The following is a 19,348-nucleotide window of genomic DNA, read 5'->3' as shown; positions in this document are numbered from 1 at the left end:
CAAAAGAACGAATTTTTATCCAATATTTTTGTAAATAAATGCGTAATGATAATTATTTTCGGTAAATGTTCCGGTAGAAAAAATTAGAAAATTATCGCGCTAAAAAAACGAATTTATAGAGGTTCCCTATTATCTTACCTGTTGATAATTCAAGGTATTCATTATCGTAAGCTAATCTAGAATAAATAGAGGTCTTCATCATACTGAATAGCCCAGTATTTGATATTACCTCTACCTAGAATTCATTATTGTTAAAATACGTGCCACAAAAGGAACTCTACCGTGACTACACATATACATCCTAATTTAGAGGGCGCAACGGTACTGTTTGTGGACGATGAACCACAGATTTTACGAGCCCTTGAACGAGGGATGGCAACATTACCTTGTCAAATTATGCTCGCAGAGAGCGGAGAGCAAGCCCTTGAAATCATGAGCCAACAGCCAGCGGATATCATTATCTCGGATATGAGAATGCCTGGGATGAGCGGTGATGAACTCCTCAGTCGTATTGCGGAAGACTACCCAGAGACGGTACGTATGGTGCTTACCGGATATGCAGAAATGAGCTCTGTATTAAAAGCTGTAAACGAAGGGCATATATGGGGTTATATGTCTAAACCCTGGAATGAAGAACAACTGATTATTAGTTTGGAGCAAGCGATTTATACCCAAAGAATACTGGCGGAATACAGTCTTTTACGCCGGAATATGGAGTCCTATGAACGTCAGTTTAGAGAACGGTTCGAAGGATTTATCGGCAGCTCTGTTGCAATGGAATTTGTATACAAGTCAATTGAGCAATGTGCACCAAGCCATGCTTCCGTATTTATAACCGGCCCAACCGGTAGCGGGAAGGAAGTCACAGCGGCAGCAATTCATAATTTAAGCCCTCGTAAAAACAAGCCCTTTCTAGCAATCAATTGCGCTGCAATTCCTCATGAGCTGATGGAGTCTGAAATTTTTGGGCACATTAAAGGCGCTTTTTCTGGTGCCATTAGTAATCGTCAAGGTGCTGCCAGCCTTGCACATGGTGGAACTCTATTTTTAGATGAATTGGGCGAAATGGATATATCACTACAAGCAAAACTTTTACGCTTTATTCAAACAGGTTGTTTTCAAAAAGTAGGCAGTGAGAAAGTTGAAAAAGTCGATATTCGTTTTATCGCCGCAACCAATCGAGATCCTCTTGATGCTATTCAAGATAAACAGCTAAGAGAGGATTTATATTATCGCCTTAATGTCATCTCTATTCATTTACCCCCTTTGTGCGAACGAGATAAGGATGCTTTACTCATCGCTCGAAATAATCTAGATAAGTATTCAACTCAGGAAGGTAAAGTTTTTATTGGAATAGAAGAAAATGCTGAAAATTTGATTGTAAATTACCCGTGGCCTGGCAATGTACGCCAACTCATCAACACAATACACAGTGCGGTCATCATGTCTGAAGGACCCTTATTATCTTTGCAAGCTCTAGGCTTTGCATTAAAATTATCAAATGAAGAATTACAACAGTATAGTAAAAGGCCATTGAGAAAAGCACCAATTCAGCCTATATCTCAACCCACTAACTCCCCCCCCTCTCTATCCGCCGAATCCAGTTCAAACGGAAATACTCATGATGTGACACTCAACAGCAATTTCGATGGGAGTAATCTTGATAAAAGCTGTATCGATAGAAGCAATATTATTTTACCTTTAGCAGAAGTTGAAAAAATTGCTATTGAGCGTGCCATTTCGCTCTGTGATGGCAATGTTGTGAAAGCAGCAGGCGAACTTAAAGTCAGTCCATCGACGCTTTATCGTAAAATTCAGAACTGGCAGACAACGGCATAAATACCTCTCTAAAGATATTTTTCATATTGCAAAATGCTCTTTTTCGTATTGAGACGATGATTTTTTAAAAAAACCTTCAAAATCAATGAGTTAAAATAAATTTAACTTGGCACGAATCCTGATCATATTGGTTTATCATGATTAAAGAGAACCATTATGAAAATGTTGATTCCAAGCCATTGCAAACAACTCGTGCACAATATGAGTTGGATGATGGCTGCAGAAATACTCTCACGATTAAGCCGCTTAGTGACTATCGTTGTGCTAGCTGCATGGTTAAGCTTGCCAGAATATGGTATTGCTATGTTGGCATTAGCCTGCCATGAGTTAACTCGACTTTTATTAAGAAGTGGTTCTGGAGCAGTTGTTATTCAGTGTGAAGAATCTCAACTCTCTGTCATTGCTCCCACAGCAGGGATTATACAGTGGGGTATTTGCTTATCGGCTTGCTTATTACAATGGTTTTCAGCACCCTATATTGCGGCTTTTTATGACTCTAAAGACTTATCTATGGTTCTGCAATGGATGGCAGTATCGTATTTATTTTATCCTATTGTTGCACTAAATGTTTTTATGCTGAACAGAAGTAATCGCTTGCGATACTTTGGTCTCCGTTCAGGGTTATGTGTCAGCATTGAAAACCTATCTTGTGCTATTGCTGCTGTCGCAGGTTATGGTGCATTTTCTGTAGCGATAGGAAAAATCATCGGTGCCGTTGCCTGGGTGCTCTTGTTTTATTTTGCACCGGTACAAAAATTCTCTCTAGGTTATCACCACAAAGCATTCATCAAAATCGCAACACTGTCAGGAACAATTTTCATCAGTGAAGGGCTTCGTGCCCTACGTGGCCAATTAGATATTCTTATTGCTGGCCGCTTACTGACACCAGATTTGCTCGGAATCTATAGTTTCGCCCGCAGTGCAGGTATTGGGTTAGGAAAATCTCTCAGCGGGGCATTTATTAGTGGGCTCTACCCCTATTTGTGTGAAAAAAATCGCTCATCTGAGATAGGAAGTTCACTTTCACGTGTTTATCTATTCACAATCGGAATTAGCGCTGTATTTCTTCTGCAATCCCTTGGGGCATTTATTTATATTCCATTGTTGTTTTCAGAAAAATGGGCACCTTACTCGAATTTCGTGTCTTTATTATGTTTATCTGCTATTCCCGCTCTTTTTGTTGATGTCTCTTGCTGTATTTGGCGTGCACAAAACAGAGCAGAAAATGAAGTCGTTATCTCTACGATATGCCTATTCATCTCTGTGATCACCTTTGTAGTGGTTAGGCCTTCAAGCCCTATAGAGTTTATCCATGCCACTCTCATCAGTAGCATGTGTTGGCTTATTACGTTATCCGCACACATTCCCAAAATGTTTTCAATGAAAATTTTTCCACTTAAATTATACCGCAGTCAGTTTTCTAAAAACTCTTTTTAAATGTCATTTAAAAGGCTTTTATAAATTTCAATACATAGGATATTATTATGACCCACTCCACCCCTATTGTGTCTGTCGTTGTACCAATGTACAACGTTCAAAAATACATTGCGACTTGCCTTGAATCAATTCTCGGACAAACTTATCGCTATTTTGAAGTTGTCTGCGTGAATGATGGCTGTACCGACAATACTGTCGCTATTGCTAATAGCTTTAAAGACGATAGAATTCGTATCGTACACCAAAGAAACCAGGGACTCGCAGCCGCAAGAAATACCGGCATTAATCATGCAAAAGGGCTGTACATTGCACTACTCGATTCTGATGACTGTTGGCATCCGAAAAAATTAGAGCTTCATGTAAAACATCTACATGATAACCCGCGTGTAGGCATCAGCTATTCTGCTTCAATATTCATTGATGAATCTGGTAAAAAAATGGGTATTGGACAGTTTCCTAAAATTAAATTTATTCGTGCTCGAGATATATTTTGTCGCAACCCAATTGGCAATGGTTCAGCGGCAGTTATTCGTCGTCAAACATTGGATGATGTTGCTCGTATGTCTTTGCATGGCTCGTCATTTTGCCATGAATATTTTGATGAAGAATTACGTCAATCAGAGGATATTGAGCTTTGGATACGTATCGTCCTTCATACACCTTGGCGAATCGAGGGCATCAACAAGCCCCTAACGTATTATCGTGTTAACTCTCAAGGTTTATCAAGTAGTTTAGATAAACAACTCAACAGTTGGGAAAAGGCAGTGGAAAAAAATCGTCCTAATAATGAGGAATTTTTCAAGCGTTGGTATTCCCTTGCAAGAGCCTACCAATTTCGTTACTTGGCTCGCCGTGCGATTCAATCTCATGATGCTTTAAAAGCAATAAGTTTTATTCATAGGGCAATCGCTAGTGACTGGAAGATTATTTTCGAAGAACCACGTCGCACGACCATAACCTATGCTGCAGCCCTCATTTCGCTTTTACCTAAAACACTGCATGAATTACTTTTGAAACAAGCCATGCGTTATTTTGGCAAGCATCGCATTTCTTAAAGTGGACACTCTGGCTTATCGATTTTGTCGGTCAGCCAGATTTCTAAAACACATAATAGCCTAATTTTTATTTTGAGCCGTTATAAGTGTCTATCATCCTTATTTGCAATCTTGCAAAATTATCAAAATACAACAACCCCAAAATACAAAAAAATAAAATAACTCAACAAAATCAACAACTTAGAAAATATTTAAAGTTGGCCCATTTCATGCAATCCACAATACAGAGATCTTAACTACGCCACCTGATTTCTGTATAGACAAACACCGGAGACGCTACAATGGGATTTTTTTCTCTCTTACATAGCCTTAAATATAAGGATTTTATATTCGCCAGTGTAGCGATGAGCCTGTCGGTATTATCCGGGTGCATTCAATATGACTCGCTGCATGAAGTTGAAAATCTACACAATCAGAAATTTTTTGGCACACCTCATCAAGTTGGCGATGTTTTTGAACATCAAATGCCACCTATAGAAATCTTTTCTACTTCTATTAATTGCACTGAATTTCAATATGCAGGCGCTTCTCTTAACTATAAAGCGGATGAACCTATCTTATTAGAATCTCCTTTTCAAACCCCCATCACACCTTTTGATAAACAACGCCATAATGCGTTACCGCTGAGCCCCGGCGATATGATTGAATTAAGTATGGAATATGGCGATGGCTTTAATGGAAATTATGTCGTTAATAACAGTGGCTATTTAATGATACCAGTTATTGGTGCCATCGCTGCAGCAGGTGCGCCACCTGAAATCATTGCAGAGCGTATTGAACTCGGGCTTGTTAGAGCAGAGGTCTTTCAGCCAACCACCGCCTCTGTTACTGTCAAAGTCCTGCATTGGTCGGAAATTGAAGTGCCAGTCACAGGGGCTGTCTTTCAACCGGGGCGTGTACGAATTAATACACGAAAAGCCAATTCAGATGTCCCTGCTCGTGTAACTGCAAATGGTGATTATGCCTCCAAACGTTTACTCTCCGAGGCTGTCAGAGCGGCATCCGGTGTTCGCCCTGATGCAAAATTAGATCAAATTATTCTGATACGTCGTGGCTGGCAAATTGAAGTGGATCTGTCTGGTATTTTAACAGGACAGCCTGTGCGTGATTATCCTTTAATTGCCGGAGATCAAATTATTGTTCCTAGTACCGGTTGTTTTCAGCCAAACTTGGTTCGCCCGAGCCAAATAACACCAAAAGGGTTTCGGGTATTTATGTCGAATCTTATTGACTCGGCACAAAGTAATGCCAGTGCTGCGGTAGGCCGATACTCTACCAATATTCCCTACGGAACTCGCCTACTTCAAGCGGCGGTATCCGCAAACTGTGTTGGAGGAAAAGAATGGACCAATGCTCCTCGAAAAATTGTGCTCTCCAGCACCAACCCCATTACCGGAAAAACTCAAGTCATTGAGCGCTCTATAGAGCAACTGATGCGGATGTCGTTTCGTGATGAAATAAACCCGTACCTTATGCCTAACGATGCGGTTGCCTGTTATGACTCAGACGTAACGAATTTACGAGACATCGCTGCCACTATTGTCGATGTCTTGAAGCCCCTTACGCTTTTTTGAGGCATATCATGAGCAAACATCTCATTATACCAACAGCGTACGACCGGTTCCGAGGTAGAATTTATCAAGTTCTTCGGTGGCCCTATTTTACAACAGCGTGTATTTGCTATTTGTTAATCGCTTTAATGATAGCGGCCTACTTAAATAAACCTCCAACCTTTCGAAGTGATATGGATTTAGTCTTACCAGGTACAGGGGCAAACGCTAATGTGACGTTAGATGAAGTGGGGCAAGTCGTATCCTCCACTACTGCGCCATTTGCTTCTGGAGGCTTTAATCCTCGAGTCAATTATAAAGAAATTTTAATGAGCCGACGTGTTATTGAAAATGCCAGTGAGAAAACGAGTATTGATCCAAAACGTTTTGGCACGCCCAAAATTCGTTTAACCGAACAAACCTCAATTTTGAATATTGAAATCTCAGGCAGAAGCCAAGAGCAGGCTCAAAATAAGGCATGGGCATTGTATAAAAGTTTACAAGAAGAACTAGATCGCTTGAGAACAGATGAAATTTTACGACGCGATGCCAGCATTAAAGCCGTTTTGGATAAATATCGTGAACGATTGAATGCAGCGCGTGCCGCTATTATCGATTTTCAACAGCGTTCTATTATTATTTCAGGCGATCAACTCGATAAATTAATGGCAATGCTATCTAATATCGAAGAAAAACAGTTATACGTAAAAGCCGAATCAAAACGTATAGGGGATTACGTACATCAACTCAGTACCGATCTCGGCGTTTCTTCTGCTATGGCGGGGCAAGCCTTTATTTTGCAATCTGATAGCGCTTTTCGCAGTTATCTAAATGAATTCTCTAAAAGTTCTGCGTCTTTATCAGAATATCAATCCCGCTGGGGGCTCAATCACCCAAGAGTAAAAGCAGAAAAAGCACGCCTGGATACCGCAAAAGAACAATTACTGGTACGTAGCCAAAAGCTAGTAGGGCCTAATGCCGCCCATACTTTTACCACATTAGACTTGCAATTTAACCCCAAAAGAGCGCAATTATTCTCTGATTTAATGACTGCGTATGCACAGTTACAAGGCCATGAGGCTGAACTCCAAGATTTAAGTTTATCTGAAGCCATGATGACAGATAAATTAAAAGTCTATTCAAGAGAAGCGGCGGAATTAGACCGATTGCAACGTGAATTCGACTTAGCAGAGGCTGTTTTTACATCAGCGGCTGCTCGATTAGAAGCGAGTAAAGCAGACGTATTTGCTTCTTACCCCGTGGTTCAAATTCTGACGGATCCTTCTTACCCAACGAGTATCGCAAGCCCTAAAAAGGCCTTGGCCATTGCCGCAGGAATTTTTGGCGCCTTCTTCATTACTTTTGCACTGGTGGTTGTATGTCAACGCAACGTTATCATCCAAGCTGTACTGAAGACGCATTAATTTGGTATGGCCTCGTCTATACCTACCCGGTATATATGTTTGGTGGCCTTTATGTCACAGGCTCAATACTTGGGTGGTTATTATTATTAGTGGTTTTGCTCCGATGGTATATCCATGGCAAGCCCCAAAATCTATTTATACCGGCGCTAGTCTGGCTATGGATAGTGGCAATGTCTGTCATGCTTATCGCATTATGGATAGGCCATGGCAACTGGTCATTGGGCATGGCCAAAACCATTAAATCTTCTATTGGTTGGGCGAAAGGTTGGGCGCTGCTGGCCGTTTTCCCTCTACTTGGAGCTATTGTACCCATCCGACCCGAAGTCATTACCCGTGGCGTGTGTATTATCGCAGTCCATACATTGATTTTTTCTTTTATTACCTTTATTGCTTACCTAGGGCGTATTCCTGGTGAACTTTATATTTCTCCGCTACAGGTGGTGGGTGGTCCCGGAGAGAATTTTTTTAAAGTCAGCCTTTATGGATTAAATCCAGAGACCGGCGGCGGTCGCTGGCAATTCTTTGGCCCATGGGCACCCGCAGCAGGGTTTTTAAGTTGCATCTATTTAATTTTTTGCTTACAAGAAAAGAATCCTAAATGGCGAAACTGGGGCGTTGCGGGCTGTGTTGCCATGATTTTATTGTCTCAATCCCGTGCTGGGTTGGGTATTTTTATCATGCTTTTTCCCTTGGTGTTATTTTCCGACAAAATTAAAGAACCTTGGATGCTCATTACACTGGGTATTGTTTTACCTATTTTGCTCCTGCTGGGTGAGCCCGTCTATGAATTTGTCATGAATTCCTATCAAGAGATTAAAGAACAGCGACCGGGTTCAACTAGAGTACGTTCGGCACTCGCCAATATTGCTATGCAGCGCTGGGAAGCAGAAGCCCCCATTTGGGGTCATGGTGTTGTCGAAAGAGGCCCGAAACTGGTAGAAGGTATGCCTATAGGCTCACATCATAGTTGGTATGGGCTATTATTTGTAAAAGGATTGGTTGGTTTATTTTCTCTTGCCATCCCATTATTTATCTCTGCTATTTATTTACTCTGGCAAGCTCAATTTAGTGAAATTGCTCGTTCAGGACTGTGTATGATTGCGGTCTTTGTTTGCTATAGTTTTTTTGAGAATTTAGAGATTTTATCTTATCTGTACTGGCCCGCACTATTATGGTTGGGCATGGCTTTTAACCCACACACAGCTCAGCAAAAAATAATCACATTTGAAGAAGTTCAATCCCAAAAAGAAAAAAAAAGACCCATAAATACCAAAAAAAGAACTCGACGCAAAAAACAAACAGGCAATGGAGAAATTTTTACTTTAATTCCACATTAGCAATCATTGCCATCATTAAAGTTAATTTTAAAGCCTTCTGATTTAACAAACTCGCAAAATAGTAAGAGGTTAATATGAAACTAAATGCAATCTGCATGGTAAAAAATGAACAAGATGTCATTATTGAGACTCTTGAAAATGCCCTTTTATTTTGTGACACCATCTATGTATTCGACAATGGCTCTACAGATGGTAGTTACGAAAAAATTCAAGCGCTCTCTAAAGAAAACCCAAAAGTAGTCATTGCTGCACATTCAGATGAGATTTTCAAAAATCAATTACGCAACCGCGTTTATAACTTATACAACCATCAATATACGCATGACGATTGGTGGTATATTCTTGATGCTGATGAAATGTTAAACGAAAGCCCCAAGCCCATGCTTAAAATTGCTTCTCAAAAAGGCAAAGATCATATGCGAGTTTGGCAAGCTCAATTTTATTTCACCGATAAAGATTTTGAAAATTATATCCTTGAAGACAGGAGCAAGACCATAACGGAACGACGTAGATTCTACAAAATCAATTGGCGTGAAGTTCGTTTCTTTAAAAACAATCCCGATCAAAAATGGTCAGAAGGGGTAAGTGGTCGAATACCGCCACATTGCAATAATTTATATCGCCCTTCGCCCATTTGCCGTCACTATGCAGAGCGAACACCCGAGCAAATTAAGCAGCGACGCAACATAAGAATTGGAAATCCATACAGTTTTTTTCATGTAAAGAATAAATCTGACAATGATTGGCTAAAGAAGTCGAATACACTAAATTATTTTTCCAGAGAAAAAACTTTAACTTTTTCTTTTAATGAAGTTGCAGGATATTATTGGTCAGAAATTCGATTTTGGTGCTTTCATAAAGTGAATGGCATAAAAAAAAGAGTTCTACAGCTTATTCAGCATACGCCATTTTCACCTTCCTGTTAAATACGCTACCCCCCGCTAAATATTTTAAAAAGGGGGTAGCATCATTATTCAAACAGCGAATCCCAGATAAATTTATTGAAAACGCTCTTCTGCCAATTCATCCGCAATGACATGAGTAGCACGATTCTGCTCAGAAGAGCGTGTAAAAATTTCACTCAACGTTTCACCAATCGACTCCACATGCCTCATGGAATCTTCATGGGATCCGTTACTGCGCTGGTAATGAATATCGATGATACCCCCCGCATTAATCACATAATCAGGTGTATAGAGTATTTCCATTTCATGCAGGCGCTCTCCATGCTCAGGGGTTGCTAACTGGTTATTCGCCGCTCCTGCAATCACTGAGGCAGATAATTGAGGTAAAGTCGTATCGTTTAAAATCGCTCCCATTGCACAAGGTGCGAATACATCCACTTCCAAACCGTAGATTTCTTCAGGTGCAACAGCGGTAGCGCCGTACTCATTGACCACACGCTCAACATGCTCAGCATGAATATCACACACAAACAGCTCCGCCCCTGCCGATTTTAAATGACCAGCCAGGTGATAACCCACATTACCCACTCCCTGAATCGCCACTTTTATGCCCGAAAGATCGTCTTTACCTAAACGGTGCTTCACAGCAGCTTTTAACCCCACAAAGGTTCCATAAGCGGTCGCCGGTGAAGGGTCGCCACCAGACTCTGTGCCTTCTGCCACACCCGACACATATTCTGTACACTCGCCGATGATTTTCATGTCGGCAACGCTGGTGCCAGAATCTTCTGCTGTCACATAGCGACCGGCCAGTTTTTGAATAAACTCACCTAATGCTCTTAACAATTCAGGTGTTTTATCCTGCCTAGGGTTGCCAATAATCACCGCTTTACCACCACCCAATGGTAAATTCGCCAAAGCAGATTTGTACGTCATACCACGCGACAAACGTAATGCATCATTTAAAGCCTCATCCTCATCCGCATAAGGCCACATTCGACACCCCCCCAAAGCGGGGCCACGGTATGTGTTATGCACAGCAATAATCGCTTTTAAACCTGTCTTTTTATCGTGACAAAATGCGACCTGCTCATGATGATCAAATTCGAGATGACTGAAAACGCTCATAGACCTCTGTCCATTATCTGAATAAAAAACAAACACATTGCAATGCATACCACTCTTTGGGATACGCATACCTAAGGGGCCATTCCCCATAAGTTCATGTGGGACAGTATAGAAAAGACAGTGAGTAATCTTTATGCATTATAATACTCCAAAAGTATTTTACACGCATGAATTATACTTCATAATGCTATTATTTTAAAAATTAATACTTTCACAGACCCTAATATACGAGATTGAAATGTCCCTGGAACTGGATAAAATTGACAGACGAATCCTCACCTTACTTCAAACGGACGCCAGTCTATCTGCCGCTGAAATCGCCGAGCACGTCAATCTTTCACAACCCCCATGCTGGCGTCGAATAAAACGCATGGAAGAAGCAGGCATTATTCAAACACGCGTGGCCATGCTCAATCGCAAACAACTTGGTCTCAATGTGGTGGTGTATGCTGAAGTCAAACTCTCAGCGAACGGACGACAAGCCCTTGGAGCTTTTGAAGAAAAAATTCGCTCCTTCCCTGAAGTGACAGAATGTTATGTGATGCTGGGGAGAATTGACTTTTTACTTCGTATTGTTACGCGAGATATTGAAAGTTATGAGGAGTTTTTTCGTCACCATTTATCACAACTCCCAGGTGTTCAGGATATTAATTCCAGTGTCGCCTTGAGCGAAGTGAAATATTCAACAGAACTGCCATTGGAGTTAGTACCTTAGCATTAGGTTAAGTTTTATATTTTTATTATCGAACTCGGTTTCAATCCTTCTTTTTCGCATAGAACAACATACGGCTGCTCTATGCTTTTTGTTGATCCTCAGGTTCAGTAAAAAATATGTACTGCAATAAAAGCAAAAAAGAATCCAATACACCAGATCAAAATAGAGCCCCAATAAAGATATAAGCTCGATCGTCGTAATCGTTGGCATGCTTCTGCTTGAAGTGCATCAATTGGGCAGGTGCGGTTACGCGCCTTCCATTGCATAACCCCTGCCATCAAAATCATAAATCCCGATACAGAAAAAACACTTATTTTATATTTCGATATAACCACTAACCATGGCATCGTCGCCACAATACTCGCCAAAGCAGCTCCAGCACCCAGCGTTACCAGTAGCGCCGGTAATGCACAACAGAGTAACGTCCCAAAAGAAGTAAACAGCGCCAATGTAGGGGCAATGATTTCTTTATTATTGATTATCTTAGTATTCATCTACAAATACCTCGATCAATAGAGGCTACATTATAACCAGAATCTTGAATGAGCTCTCTGAGATCATCATCACTTATTATTTTATTTGGCTTTAAAATCACTGAGACCTTACCCTCATCAAGATTGACCTGTACATCTTGAACGCTGTCATTACGCCCAAAAACTTTTTCTAATGCTCTAGCGCAAAAATCACAGACTAATCCATTTACCTCTATATCAATAATAGAAGTACAACCTGTTGCATCTTTAGCAAAAGCTGCATTAGATTGATAAACGCCAAAGACCAAAATAAATAAAATAATTTTCATGTATCACCTAAAATCGTATAATCACATTAGCCAAAAAATCACCTTCTTTATTAACACCCAATTCAGCAAGATACTCATTCTTAAAAATGCGTATTAAAGGTGTAATCATCATCGAATCATTCTGGTGAGAAAGATAATCTAGTTGCACCATAAACCATGTATGAAAGTCTCCATAATCACCAACATAAGGAGCAATGCCCACACGAAAATTATGAGAAGTAAAATCTTCAAATTTTCGTGACGAATAGAGACGATTCTCATAAGAGATAAAATAGTGTCGATTTTCCCAATCCATTGCTAGACCAGTGAAGGCAGCTAACGCCGAATTTTTTTTAGAAGTAGCACCTGAGAAATGAGCGACGCCAACTCCAGACTTCATATAGACATTGGCTTGATATGCCGTACCATTCCAGCGCCTCAATAGGCTATTTGCCTGAACTGTGTGGAGCCAAAACTGATCATTACGCCAGTATTCCCCACGATATCCCACCGAATATTTTGCTGTCGGAGAGTAGTGCACATGAAGCGACTGCACATTCGCATTATTACTTTGCATTAATGTCACTCCACCAGGGTATGAAACCGGTCGTGACAGAGCATCATAAGACAATACAAGCAATATAAATATTATTACCAGTTTGCTTATTATGGGATGCAAATGAACCATTTTAGGAAAAATGATTTTGCACATAGTAAACATCCTAAATTTTAAATACGCAGGACCATCCAGCAAAAACTACTGTGATTGATCTACTAATATAAAAGGTAAAATTTAGGCAAACTGCTTCGGAGGATAATCAATATCGTGAAGATAAATAGGAGAAGGTTGAATGAGATAAACTGAAGGAGAGAGATTAAATACCTGCGCTTCAAAAATACTCATATCAAAAGCACACGAATAATAGGAACAGGCATCACATTGACAGTAATGGCCATCATCGGCAGGTGAAGATAATGATGTACTCTTATCTTCAAATACTTGGAAAGATAACGTATCGTATTGGTTTTCACTGTGGCATGGAGAAGTGAATAGCGCTTGCTCTCCTTTTCTTACAATATCATCCGCCTGACTTTCCACATCTGAATTACTTGTCATCCCTTTAGCTATACAACAAATTACCGATGCGTTCGCCACTTGGCAACACATCAATATAAAGATTAAAGCAAAAGAAAATCTACGCATACCAACTCATGAGAAAATACAACCATAATAACTCCATTATTGTATATTGTCTCAGTAACCATGAAAAGCAATAAATAAATTTTTGAATCAAACTGCACACAAATGATAACTAGGTCAGATATAATACGTTACCTATTATTCTTAACCATCATAATCAACACCCCTGACCAATAATCAATCACGCTAAGAGGTTATATTATTATTCAAATAAAGTGGCTCAAGATCATAATTTAAATAAATATGTATTTTTTATTAAACTATACTTAGCGCTATAGGATTTAAGACATCACAGGGAGCTTACGATGTCGCCTGCAAGACGAAAAATAGTCAACTTTCTTCTATTTACTACCACATTAATACTTGCCGCCGCTATATGCGGAGTTATGTATTATTATAAAATACAACAAAACCAAGATTATCAAAATCAACTTCATTTTAGAGAACTGAATGAAGTCAGCAAAACAATATCTACCACTATAGATCAAATTGCTAAAATTACTGAAATTACAAGTGAAGACATATCAGCCCCAACAGATGACATTCTTACTTATTCAGGCAACAGACAAGAATCAAGCGAAATCAAAAGTGCTCTAAATCGGTATAATCTTTCAAAAGAAGCAATAAAGAGAAAAAAAGAAGAAGTCAAAAAAAGAGTTGAACTCGTTAACAAAAGTAATTCATTAAAAAACTTAACCTACTCACCCAATAAAAAAAATAATTTAAAATCATCTGTTAAATCTGAAAGATTATATATAGAGATACATAAGGGAAATCTTCGATTAACCACATTTAGTGGCGTTTTTTCAACCCCCCTGAACGATATGATTTCTGAAAACCTTCTTTTATTCCCTTTTGTGTTACTTACAGATGAGATGGGCAATATAAAATCGCAAAAATTCATATTAAAAAACGATTCAATTACGGCTGACTTGAGTTTTAAGAATGCGCAAGGTCTACTGGTTGAATCCACTGTTAAAAGTAATAAGAGTCAAGACTTCACAACCAAAGAGTACAGTAAAATATCAGAGAAAGAGATGGGAGGCATTTTATACAACATCTATGTTCAGCCTATTAACATTAGACATTCTATTCAAGAGGTTAAACAACTTTATTTAATTGGCATTACGCCTCAGAAAAAAATCAGACTTGCGAAACTTAAAATATCTCCCGCTGTGGCTATTGCCTCCGTATTGAGCTTGGTTGCCCTACTTGCTGCCACCCCTCTTATTAAGCTCAGGTTTTGTTCAAAAAATTACTCATTTACACCTTCAGATATTAGTCAGTTATTACTTGGTTCTATCATTCTTTTTGGAATTTTATCAATCGCTAGCGGTGATTACTTTTTTTCTTCTTATTATCAAGAGGTCACCAAGCAACAAGGGTATTCCCTTTATAGAAGCATCCACGAAGATTTTAAAAAGGAAATAGATAATATTGTCAAACAAAAAGATAAATTTTTATCGAAAAACAATGAAAGCAGTTGCGATTTAGCCATCAACACAACCAAACAAGAACGAAAAACAAATATAATACAATTTGAAAACTGTTCTCATCCAGATTTGCTTATTAAAAAGAACAACGAAAACTACTACATCCTAGAACATGCTTTTGAATTAAATCATAAAGGCATTTTTGCCCCTAAGCATTCCTTTTTATTAAATCAAAATTCTAAAAAAGCTAACGAATTAACAGTAGAACAACTTTTACCATCATATTGGTTAAAACCAAAACTTTATCCTCTTCATGATATATCTCTCAAAAAAAGAAATTATTTTAAAAATGCTACCTCATGCGATTTATGGTATTTAAATGAAAAATCAAAAAATAAGGGTAACATCTGCCAATCTGGATTATTTATTGAAAGAATCTACAACATACGAGACGGAAGAAAAAGCACACAATTTTCATTCTCTTTATTCGCAAATAAATATGAAAAAGAAAAAAATCGTAAAATTTTAAGTTTAGGCTCAAAAATGCGCACTTTTTTTAATCGAGTTATGCCTCCCAATTTTGGTTACATTGTTTTTAATAATAACGGGGATGTTTTGTATCACGACAAAGACGAAAGAAGCCTTGTGGAGAATATTTTTATAGAAACAAACAATGACTCACGCCTATATGCACTTATAAAGCATCAACAAAATCCAAATGCCCCAACATCATTTAAAACCAATTATAGAAATTCTCAGCATTTATTTTTTGTGGGGAAACTGCATAAAAACATACCTTGGAATTTGGCTATTTATCACAAACAAACGCCCTTGCTACTTGAAAATATGATATTAGTCTTTATTTCTACCGGGTTATTTATTGGTATAATAATTCCTCTATTTTTATGGTGCAGATATGGAACTAATCAAACTTATTGGCGAGAAATTCTGCGATACAATCCCTCTTTCGAAAGCTTATATCCTAGCATTGCTCTTTCTATTTTTTCTCTGAATATTATATTATTATTTTCCTTAGGCATAACCCATCAACTTTCTTTTAGATTAATTATTTGGCTTCTTGCTGGTGTCATTACTTTATTCTGTATAAGGTATAGGTTAACCCATGAAAAAAGCATATTCAAAACGCCCCTCTTACCTTTAATGTTTAGTTTAACTTTATTGAGTATAATCTCTTATAAAAAAATAGGTATAACAACTTTTGAAGCAGAAATATCGGGGTCAGATTTAATATCGTTTTTCTTTGCCCTAACCGCAATAGTATTTTTATTGTTTTCATTCAAGCACATAAAGAATAAACTAAAAAGAAGAGAGTTATGCTTATTAACAAAAAAATGTAATTCCATCAATGGTTATACATGGTATTGCGCAGCACTTTGGTGGCTAGCAGCCTTAATCCCTTCCATATTTATTTTAAACAGCGCCAATAAATACTTATTACTTCATCAAAGTTATATTCACTCTGAACATTTAAAAAATGCGAATGCTCAGTATATTACCTCTATTGATAACTACCTAGTAAGTATGGGTATACCCAAAGAGAAATTTCAATATGAGCAGTGGCTAACAACCGAAAAATTGTCAACCCTTTACTCTGCAAAAAATCTAGATTGGATTCACTTACCACCCGATTCAAAAACATCACAAAACACAAAAGAGCTACACATAGAACCCCATGACTTCATCATAGAATCACTTATAAAGAGTATATTTGAAGTAAGCGAACTGAATAGCGACAGACTCTACTTTTCAACTCAAAAAGAGAAAGAAGATAATAAAATTTATTTTCATCCTGATGGATTTTTTCAGTTTGCTACAACCTCGCAATTTATATTTACAATCATGTCCACTTTTCTTCTTGTTTTACTATCCCAAAAAACAATTAAAATATTTTTTGTGAAAAAACTGTTAGGCGAAGTAATGCCAAACAGCTATAGAGTAAAATCAAAGGGCTCTATTAACCCCACTTCTCAATGGCTAAAAAATAAACTCGAAGGACAAAGAAAAATACTGATACAAATCATTCAGCCCAACACCTCAAAAATTGTAGATTTAACATCAAGCCACTTTGAAGAAAAATTATTTTTTAATCGAGCCATCAGTATAATTAATCTAATTGAAAACGTAGAAGAAAATAAAAATACAATCTTGACTGTATGCCAGAGCAACCAACCAGAATGCAATTGCATCATAATACAGGATATAGAGCTTGCACTTTCTAATAAAGAAGCTAGAAAAAGCGCCTTTTATTTTATAAAGTCAATTTCAGAAATACCCAACTTACACGTTATCATACTATGTGAAACTACACCTCTTTATAAAATATGCCATCAAGATTCCTACTCTGATTTTAGCCCTCTCAACATTATTGAGCCTAATGAAAAACTAGAATGGGGCTCACTTTTATCGCAATTTGAAAAGCATCATGACTATATTCCACACAAGAAGAAATATATAGAACAGTCTGAAAACTCATTACAGATCCTTCAGTACGAAACCAATGGGTGGGATGAACTACATTCAATAAAAAGAGAATTTAAGGGCCTTTTTTCTAGTATTGAGCCTTTAGCAATGACTAATTTAACGTTATCGAAGCACTGGAATAATGATCAAATCATTGAATACTTTTTTACTCATGCTTCTGAATTGTATCAATATAAGTGGCAGCAATGCACGCAAGATGAAAAGCTTTTACTTTATCAAATAGCCAATGGTTATTGGCCGAACCCCGCCAATATTGAAGCACTTGAGCATTTGACTCGAAAAGGGTATCTCTATCGTGATAGAGGTTGGCATATCGTCAATTTCAGCTTTCAACGCTTTGTACGCACAGCAGAGAAGCAATCGGATATGACCGATTGGCTAGAGTCAACCAATACCGGTATTTGGCAGTGGATACGTTTACCTATTATGGTCGTCACCTTAGTATTAATTGTATTAGTGTTACGAAGTTCTGGAGAGGGAGTAGAATCAATTTTAGCTATATTAACCGCTTTATTAGGATTAATTCCTCTTTTATTAAGAAACTTTAGCGGATTCAACACACAACAAATCTCCACTAACGATTAGTGTATTAATGTATATTTAAACAATAATGTCAGATTATACATTTTAATTTTAAAAAAATACACTACACGGTTATATTGAAAAAGGCTATACCGAAAAGGCCAGCCTTTAAAAAGGCTGGCCTTTTAAAAACGCTATTATTGAAGCTCACATAGCCTCATCATAGCTTTATGGTTAATCTTGCCAATAAGATCCATTCAGTAAATATACTTGATTACATTCATTTGAATTTTCTGGCTTTCTTACAAGAAGAAAACCTGTGCTGGAAAGATTATTTTTAATGGCCACTGCCTCAGCATACAGGGGATTACCTGGGCTGACAGTACAAATAAAACTATCGCCATCTGAATCTAACCCTGCGAAGTTTACCGCACTGCCTGCATAACCATTCGCATATAGATACGGATTGCCCGCAACCGTAGTGTTATAACGAACATTCATTGCTCCAGACAACGAAACGTTGGGGGTAACATTAACCGTTCCCGGAATATGCAATCCATCTGCATGGCTAATCGGTGCACCCATAACCATTGCAGCAATACCAGCTGTTATCAATTTTTTCATTGTAAAGCTCCATCTTTTCAAAGAATTTACCTCAAAGAGGCGTTAATTGACTGCTTTGCAGTCGAGAGTATTAACAAAGTGTTAATACCACAGGCCTTACAGGCCCGGAAAGCCTTCTAATATGACTTCTTGACGATTTATAGCGGTGTAAAGCTTATCTCTCAGCTCTTGCCGTTTACTCTCTGGCAAATCACCTACATGTTCATACAACTTTTGAGTATCTTCTCGTGTCCATATTCCTGCTGAAAGCGCATTATCAATGGTGATACTTGAATAATTCATTGCTTCTTCCACCCGTAGTCTTTTCTCATGCTTTTCTTCTTCAGATAAATCTTCTAAAGATGACGCAACAGACGGACTTACTTTCATTGAAGACGAGATATTTTTCAACTGACTTGACAATTCTTCTGAAAAGTAATTCCTTAAGCGATTTTCCAATTGAGCCAGTGACATTGCTTCACTCTTATTGAATTGTAATTCAGGAGAAGTGCTTTTCTCTTTCCTCGATATAGATTTAAGTTTTTCAGTAGAAATCGTTTGTATATTCTTTTGAAGGCTCTCTATTTCCTGACCCTGAAATTTCATAAGAGACTGCTGGTAAAAAACCAACGCCAAGATGGAAAACTGAAGTATAAATAAGGTAGATAAAGCAACTTTTGAGAAAAAATCTCCTTTTAAATAGCGTTTCATAATGCCCTCCTTGATGATCATTTATATCGACAAAAGAGATTATATCAGAATCAACCAAAAACTGTGTTTTTATACATGCCAATTTTAACCAATGGCACATAAATACACGCAATAGTTTTTTTGCAATAAACTGCCACAAATATTCAATAAAAAAGCATTAAACAGCACTAAGGTGGTTTTCCTCAGTCTGCTTAATGCTGATTTA

General features: G+C 38.1%; 16 protein-coding genes. 9 read left to right on the top strand and 7 right to left on the bottom strand.

Features of this window, described 5'->3' with window-relative positions; all coding sequences use genetic code 11:
• The first annotated feature begins 282 nt into the window (after positions 1-282).
• From LU351_RS16920 to LU351_RS16890, 7 genes are all read left to right on the top strand, one after another.
• Positions 283-1,839 (top strand): sigma-54-dependent transcriptional regulator, encoded by a 1,557-nt coding sequence (locus tag LU351_RS16920; protein WP_284284753.1) that lies wholly within the window; start codon positions 283-285, stop codon positions 1,837-1,839.
• Positions 1,840-1,995: 156 nt separating this feature from the next.
• Positions 1,996-3,276, top strand: a complete 1,281-nt coding sequence (locus LU351_RS16915) for an oligosaccharide flippase family protein (RefSeq protein WP_284284751.1) — start codon at positions 1,996-1,998, stop codon at positions 3,274-3,276.
• A 47-nt stretch (positions 3,277-3,323) separates the two neighbouring features.
• The gene (locus LU351_RS16910) at positions 3,324-4,331 is read left to right on the top strand and encodes a glycosyltransferase family 2 protein (protein WP_232595273.1); all 1,008 of its coding nucleotides are present in this window, start codon (positions 3,324-3,326) and stop codon (positions 4,329-4,331) included.
• A 344-nt stretch (positions 4,332-4,675) separates the two neighbouring features.
• Positions 4,676-5,905: a polysaccharide biosynthesis/export family protein gene (locus tag LU351_RS16905; protein WP_232595272.1), complete on the top strand. Its 1,230-nt coding sequence runs from the start codon at positions 4,676-4,678 to the stop codon at positions 5,903-5,905.
• A gap of 170 nt (positions 5,906-6,075) precedes the next feature.
• Positions 6,076-7,305 carry a GumC family protein gene (locus LU351_RS16900; RefSeq protein WP_232595271.1) on the top strand — a complete coding sequence of 410 codons (1,230 nt, stop codon included), beginning with the start codon at positions 6,076-6,078 and terminating at the stop codon, positions 7,303-7,305.
• Positions 7,260-8,642, top strand: a complete 1,383-nt coding sequence (locus LU351_RS16895) for an O-antigen ligase family protein (RefSeq protein WP_232595270.1) — start codon at positions 7,260-7,262, stop codon at positions 8,640-8,642. The genes LU351_RS16900 and LU351_RS16895 overlap by 46 nt, the downstream gene beginning before the upstream one ends.
• A 74-nt stretch (positions 8,643-8,716) precedes the next feature.
• Entirely contained in the window at positions 8,717-9,568 is an 852-nt protein-coding gene (locus tag LU351_RS16890) for a glycosyltransferase family 2 protein (protein ID WP_232595269.1), read from the top strand.
• 72 nt (positions 9,569-9,640) lie between these two features.
• On the opposite strand, the gene LU351_RS16885 is transcribed toward LU351_RS16890, so the two are convergent.
• Positions 9,641-10,675 (bottom strand): Glu/Leu/Phe/Val dehydrogenase dimerization domain-containing protein, encoded by a 1,035-nt coding sequence (locus tag LU351_RS16885; RefSeq protein ID WP_232595268.1) that lies wholly within the window; start codon positions 10,673-10,675, stop codon positions 9,641-9,643.
• A gap of 238 nt (positions 10,676-10,913) precedes the next feature.
• Between LU351_RS16885 and LU351_RS16880 the strand changes: the two genes are divergently transcribed.
• Complete coding sequence (locus tag LU351_RS16880) at positions 10,914-11,390, top strand: Lrp/AsnC family transcriptional regulator (RefSeq protein WP_232595267.1); 477 nt, start codon at positions 10,914-10,916, stop codon at positions 11,388-11,390.
• A 104-nt stretch (positions 11,391-11,494) separates the two neighbouring features.
• On the opposite strand, the gene LU351_RS16875 is transcribed toward LU351_RS16880, so the two are convergent.
• The 4 genes from LU351_RS16875 to LU351_RS16860 all read right to left on the bottom strand — a co-directional run bounded on the left by LU351_RS16875 (position 11,495) and on the right by LU351_RS16860 (position 13,288).
• Positions 11,495-11,884, bottom strand: coding sequence for a hypothetical protein (locus LU351_RS16875; protein WP_232595266.1), 390 nt, complete (start codon positions 11,882-11,884; stop codon positions 11,495-11,497).
• The gene (locus tag LU351_RS16870) at positions 11,881-12,192 is read right to left on the bottom strand and encodes a heavy-metal-associated domain-containing protein (RefSeq protein ID WP_232595265.1); all 312 of its coding nucleotides are present in this window, start codon (positions 12,190-12,192) and stop codon (positions 11,881-11,883) included. The genes LU351_RS16875 and LU351_RS16870 overlap by 4 nt, the downstream gene beginning before the upstream one ends.
• A gap of 7 nt (positions 12,193-12,199) precedes the next feature.
• On the bottom strand, positions 12,200-12,748 hold the full coding sequence (locus tag LU351_RS16865) for a hypothetical protein (RefSeq protein ID WP_232595264.1): 549 nt from the start codon (positions 12,746-12,748) through the stop codon (positions 12,200-12,202).
• 216 nt (positions 12,749-12,964) lie between these two features.
• Positions 12,965-13,288, bottom strand: a complete 324-nt coding sequence (locus tag LU351_RS16860; RefSeq protein ID WP_232595263.1) for a hypothetical protein — start codon at positions 13,286-13,288, stop codon at positions 12,965-12,967.
• Between the two features lie 389 nt (positions 13,289-13,677).
• Here LU351_RS16860 and LU351_RS16855 point away from each other — a divergent pair, with 389 nt between their 5' ends.
• Positions 13,678-17,892 carry a hypothetical protein gene (locus LU351_RS16855; RefSeq protein WP_232595262.1) on the top strand — a complete coding sequence of 1,405 codons (4,215 nt, stop codon included), beginning with the start codon at positions 13,678-13,680 and terminating at the stop codon, positions 17,890-17,892.
• Between the two features lie 171 nt (positions 17,893-18,063).
• Here the strand turns inward: LU351_RS16855 and LU351_RS16850 are convergent, their stop codons facing one another.
• Positions 18,064-18,453, bottom strand: a complete 390-nt coding sequence (locus LU351_RS16850; protein WP_232595261.1) for a hypothetical protein — start codon at positions 18,451-18,453, stop codon at positions 18,064-18,066.
• Between the two features lie 96 nt (positions 18,454-18,549).
• Complete coding sequence (locus LU351_RS16845; RefSeq protein ID WP_232595260.1) at positions 18,550-19,143, bottom strand: hypothetical protein; 594 nt, start codon at positions 19,141-19,143, stop codon at positions 18,550-18,552.
• Between the last annotated feature and the right edge of the window lie 205 nt (positions 19,144-19,348).

The sequence above is a fragment of the Marinibactrum halimedae genome (assembly GCF_021234875.1).
Taxonomy (GTDB): domain Bacteria; phylum Pseudomonadota; class Gammaproteobacteria; order Pseudomonadales; family Cellvibrionaceae; genus Marinibactrum; species Marinibactrum halimedae.
Note: the sequence above shows the minus strand (reverse complement) of the source record. Positions and strands in the feature narration are given on the sequence as shown.

What these genes read in the sequence shown, in the direction of transcription:
- LU351_RS16870 (WP_232595265.1), bottom strand. Translation starts at nt 12,192, where the DNA reads ATGAAAATTATTTTATTTATTTTGGTCTTTGGCGTTTATCAATCTAAT.
- LU351_RS16885 (WP_232595268.1), bottom strand. Translation starts at nt 10,675, where the DNA reads ATGAGCGTTTTCAGTCATCTCGAATTTGATCATCATGAGCAGGTCGCA.
- LU351_RS16860 (WP_232595263.1), bottom strand. Translation starts at nt 13,288, where the DNA reads ATGACAAGTAATTCAGATGTGGAAAGTCAGGCGGATGATATTGTAAGA.
- LU351_RS16845 (WP_232595260.1), bottom strand. Translation starts at nt 19,143, where the DNA reads ATGAAACGCTATTTAAAAGGAGATTTTTTCTCAAAAGTTGCTTTATCT.
- LU351_RS16875 (WP_232595266.1), bottom strand. Translation starts at nt 11,884, where the DNA reads ATGAATACTAAGATAATCAATAATAAAGAAATCATTGCCCCTACATTG.
- LU351_RS16850 (WP_232595261.1), bottom strand. Translation starts at nt 18,453, where the DNA reads ATGAAAAAATTGATAACAGCTGGTATTGCTGCAATGGTTATGGGTGCA.
- LU351_RS16900 (WP_232595271.1), top strand. Translation starts at nt 6,076, where the DNA reads ATGGATTTAGTCTTACCAGGTACAGGGGCAAACGCTAATGTGACGTTA.
- LU351_RS16890 (WP_232595269.1), top strand. Translation starts at nt 8,717, where the DNA reads ATGAAACTAAATGCAATCTGCATGGTAAAAAATGAACAAGATGTCATT.
- LU351_RS16855 (WP_232595262.1), top strand. Translation starts at nt 13,678, where the DNA reads ATGTCGCCTGCAAGACGAAAAATAGTCAACTTTCTTCTATTTACTACC.
- LU351_RS16905 (WP_232595272.1), top strand. Translation starts at nt 4,676, where the DNA reads ATGAGCCTGTCGGTATTATCCGGGTGCATTCAATATGACTCGCTGCAT.
- LU351_RS16865 (WP_232595264.1), bottom strand. Translation starts at nt 12,748, where the DNA reads ATGCAAAGTAATAATGCGAATGTGCAGTCGCTTCATGTGCACTACTCT.
- LU351_RS16915 (WP_284284751.1), top strand. Translation starts at nt 1,996, where the DNA reads ATGAAAATGTTGATTCCAAGCCATTGCAAACAACTCGTGCACAATATG.
- LU351_RS16910 (WP_232595273.1), top strand. Translation starts at nt 3,324, where the DNA reads ATGACCCACTCCACCCCTATTGTGTCTGTCGTTGTACCAATGTACAAC.
- LU351_RS16880 (WP_232595267.1), top strand. Translation starts at nt 10,914, where the DNA reads ATGTCCCTGGAACTGGATAAAATTGACAGACGAATCCTCACCTTACTT.
- LU351_RS16895 (WP_232595270.1), top strand. Translation starts at nt 7,260, where the DNA reads ATGTCAACGCAACGTTATCATCCAAGCTGTACTGAAGACGCATTAATT.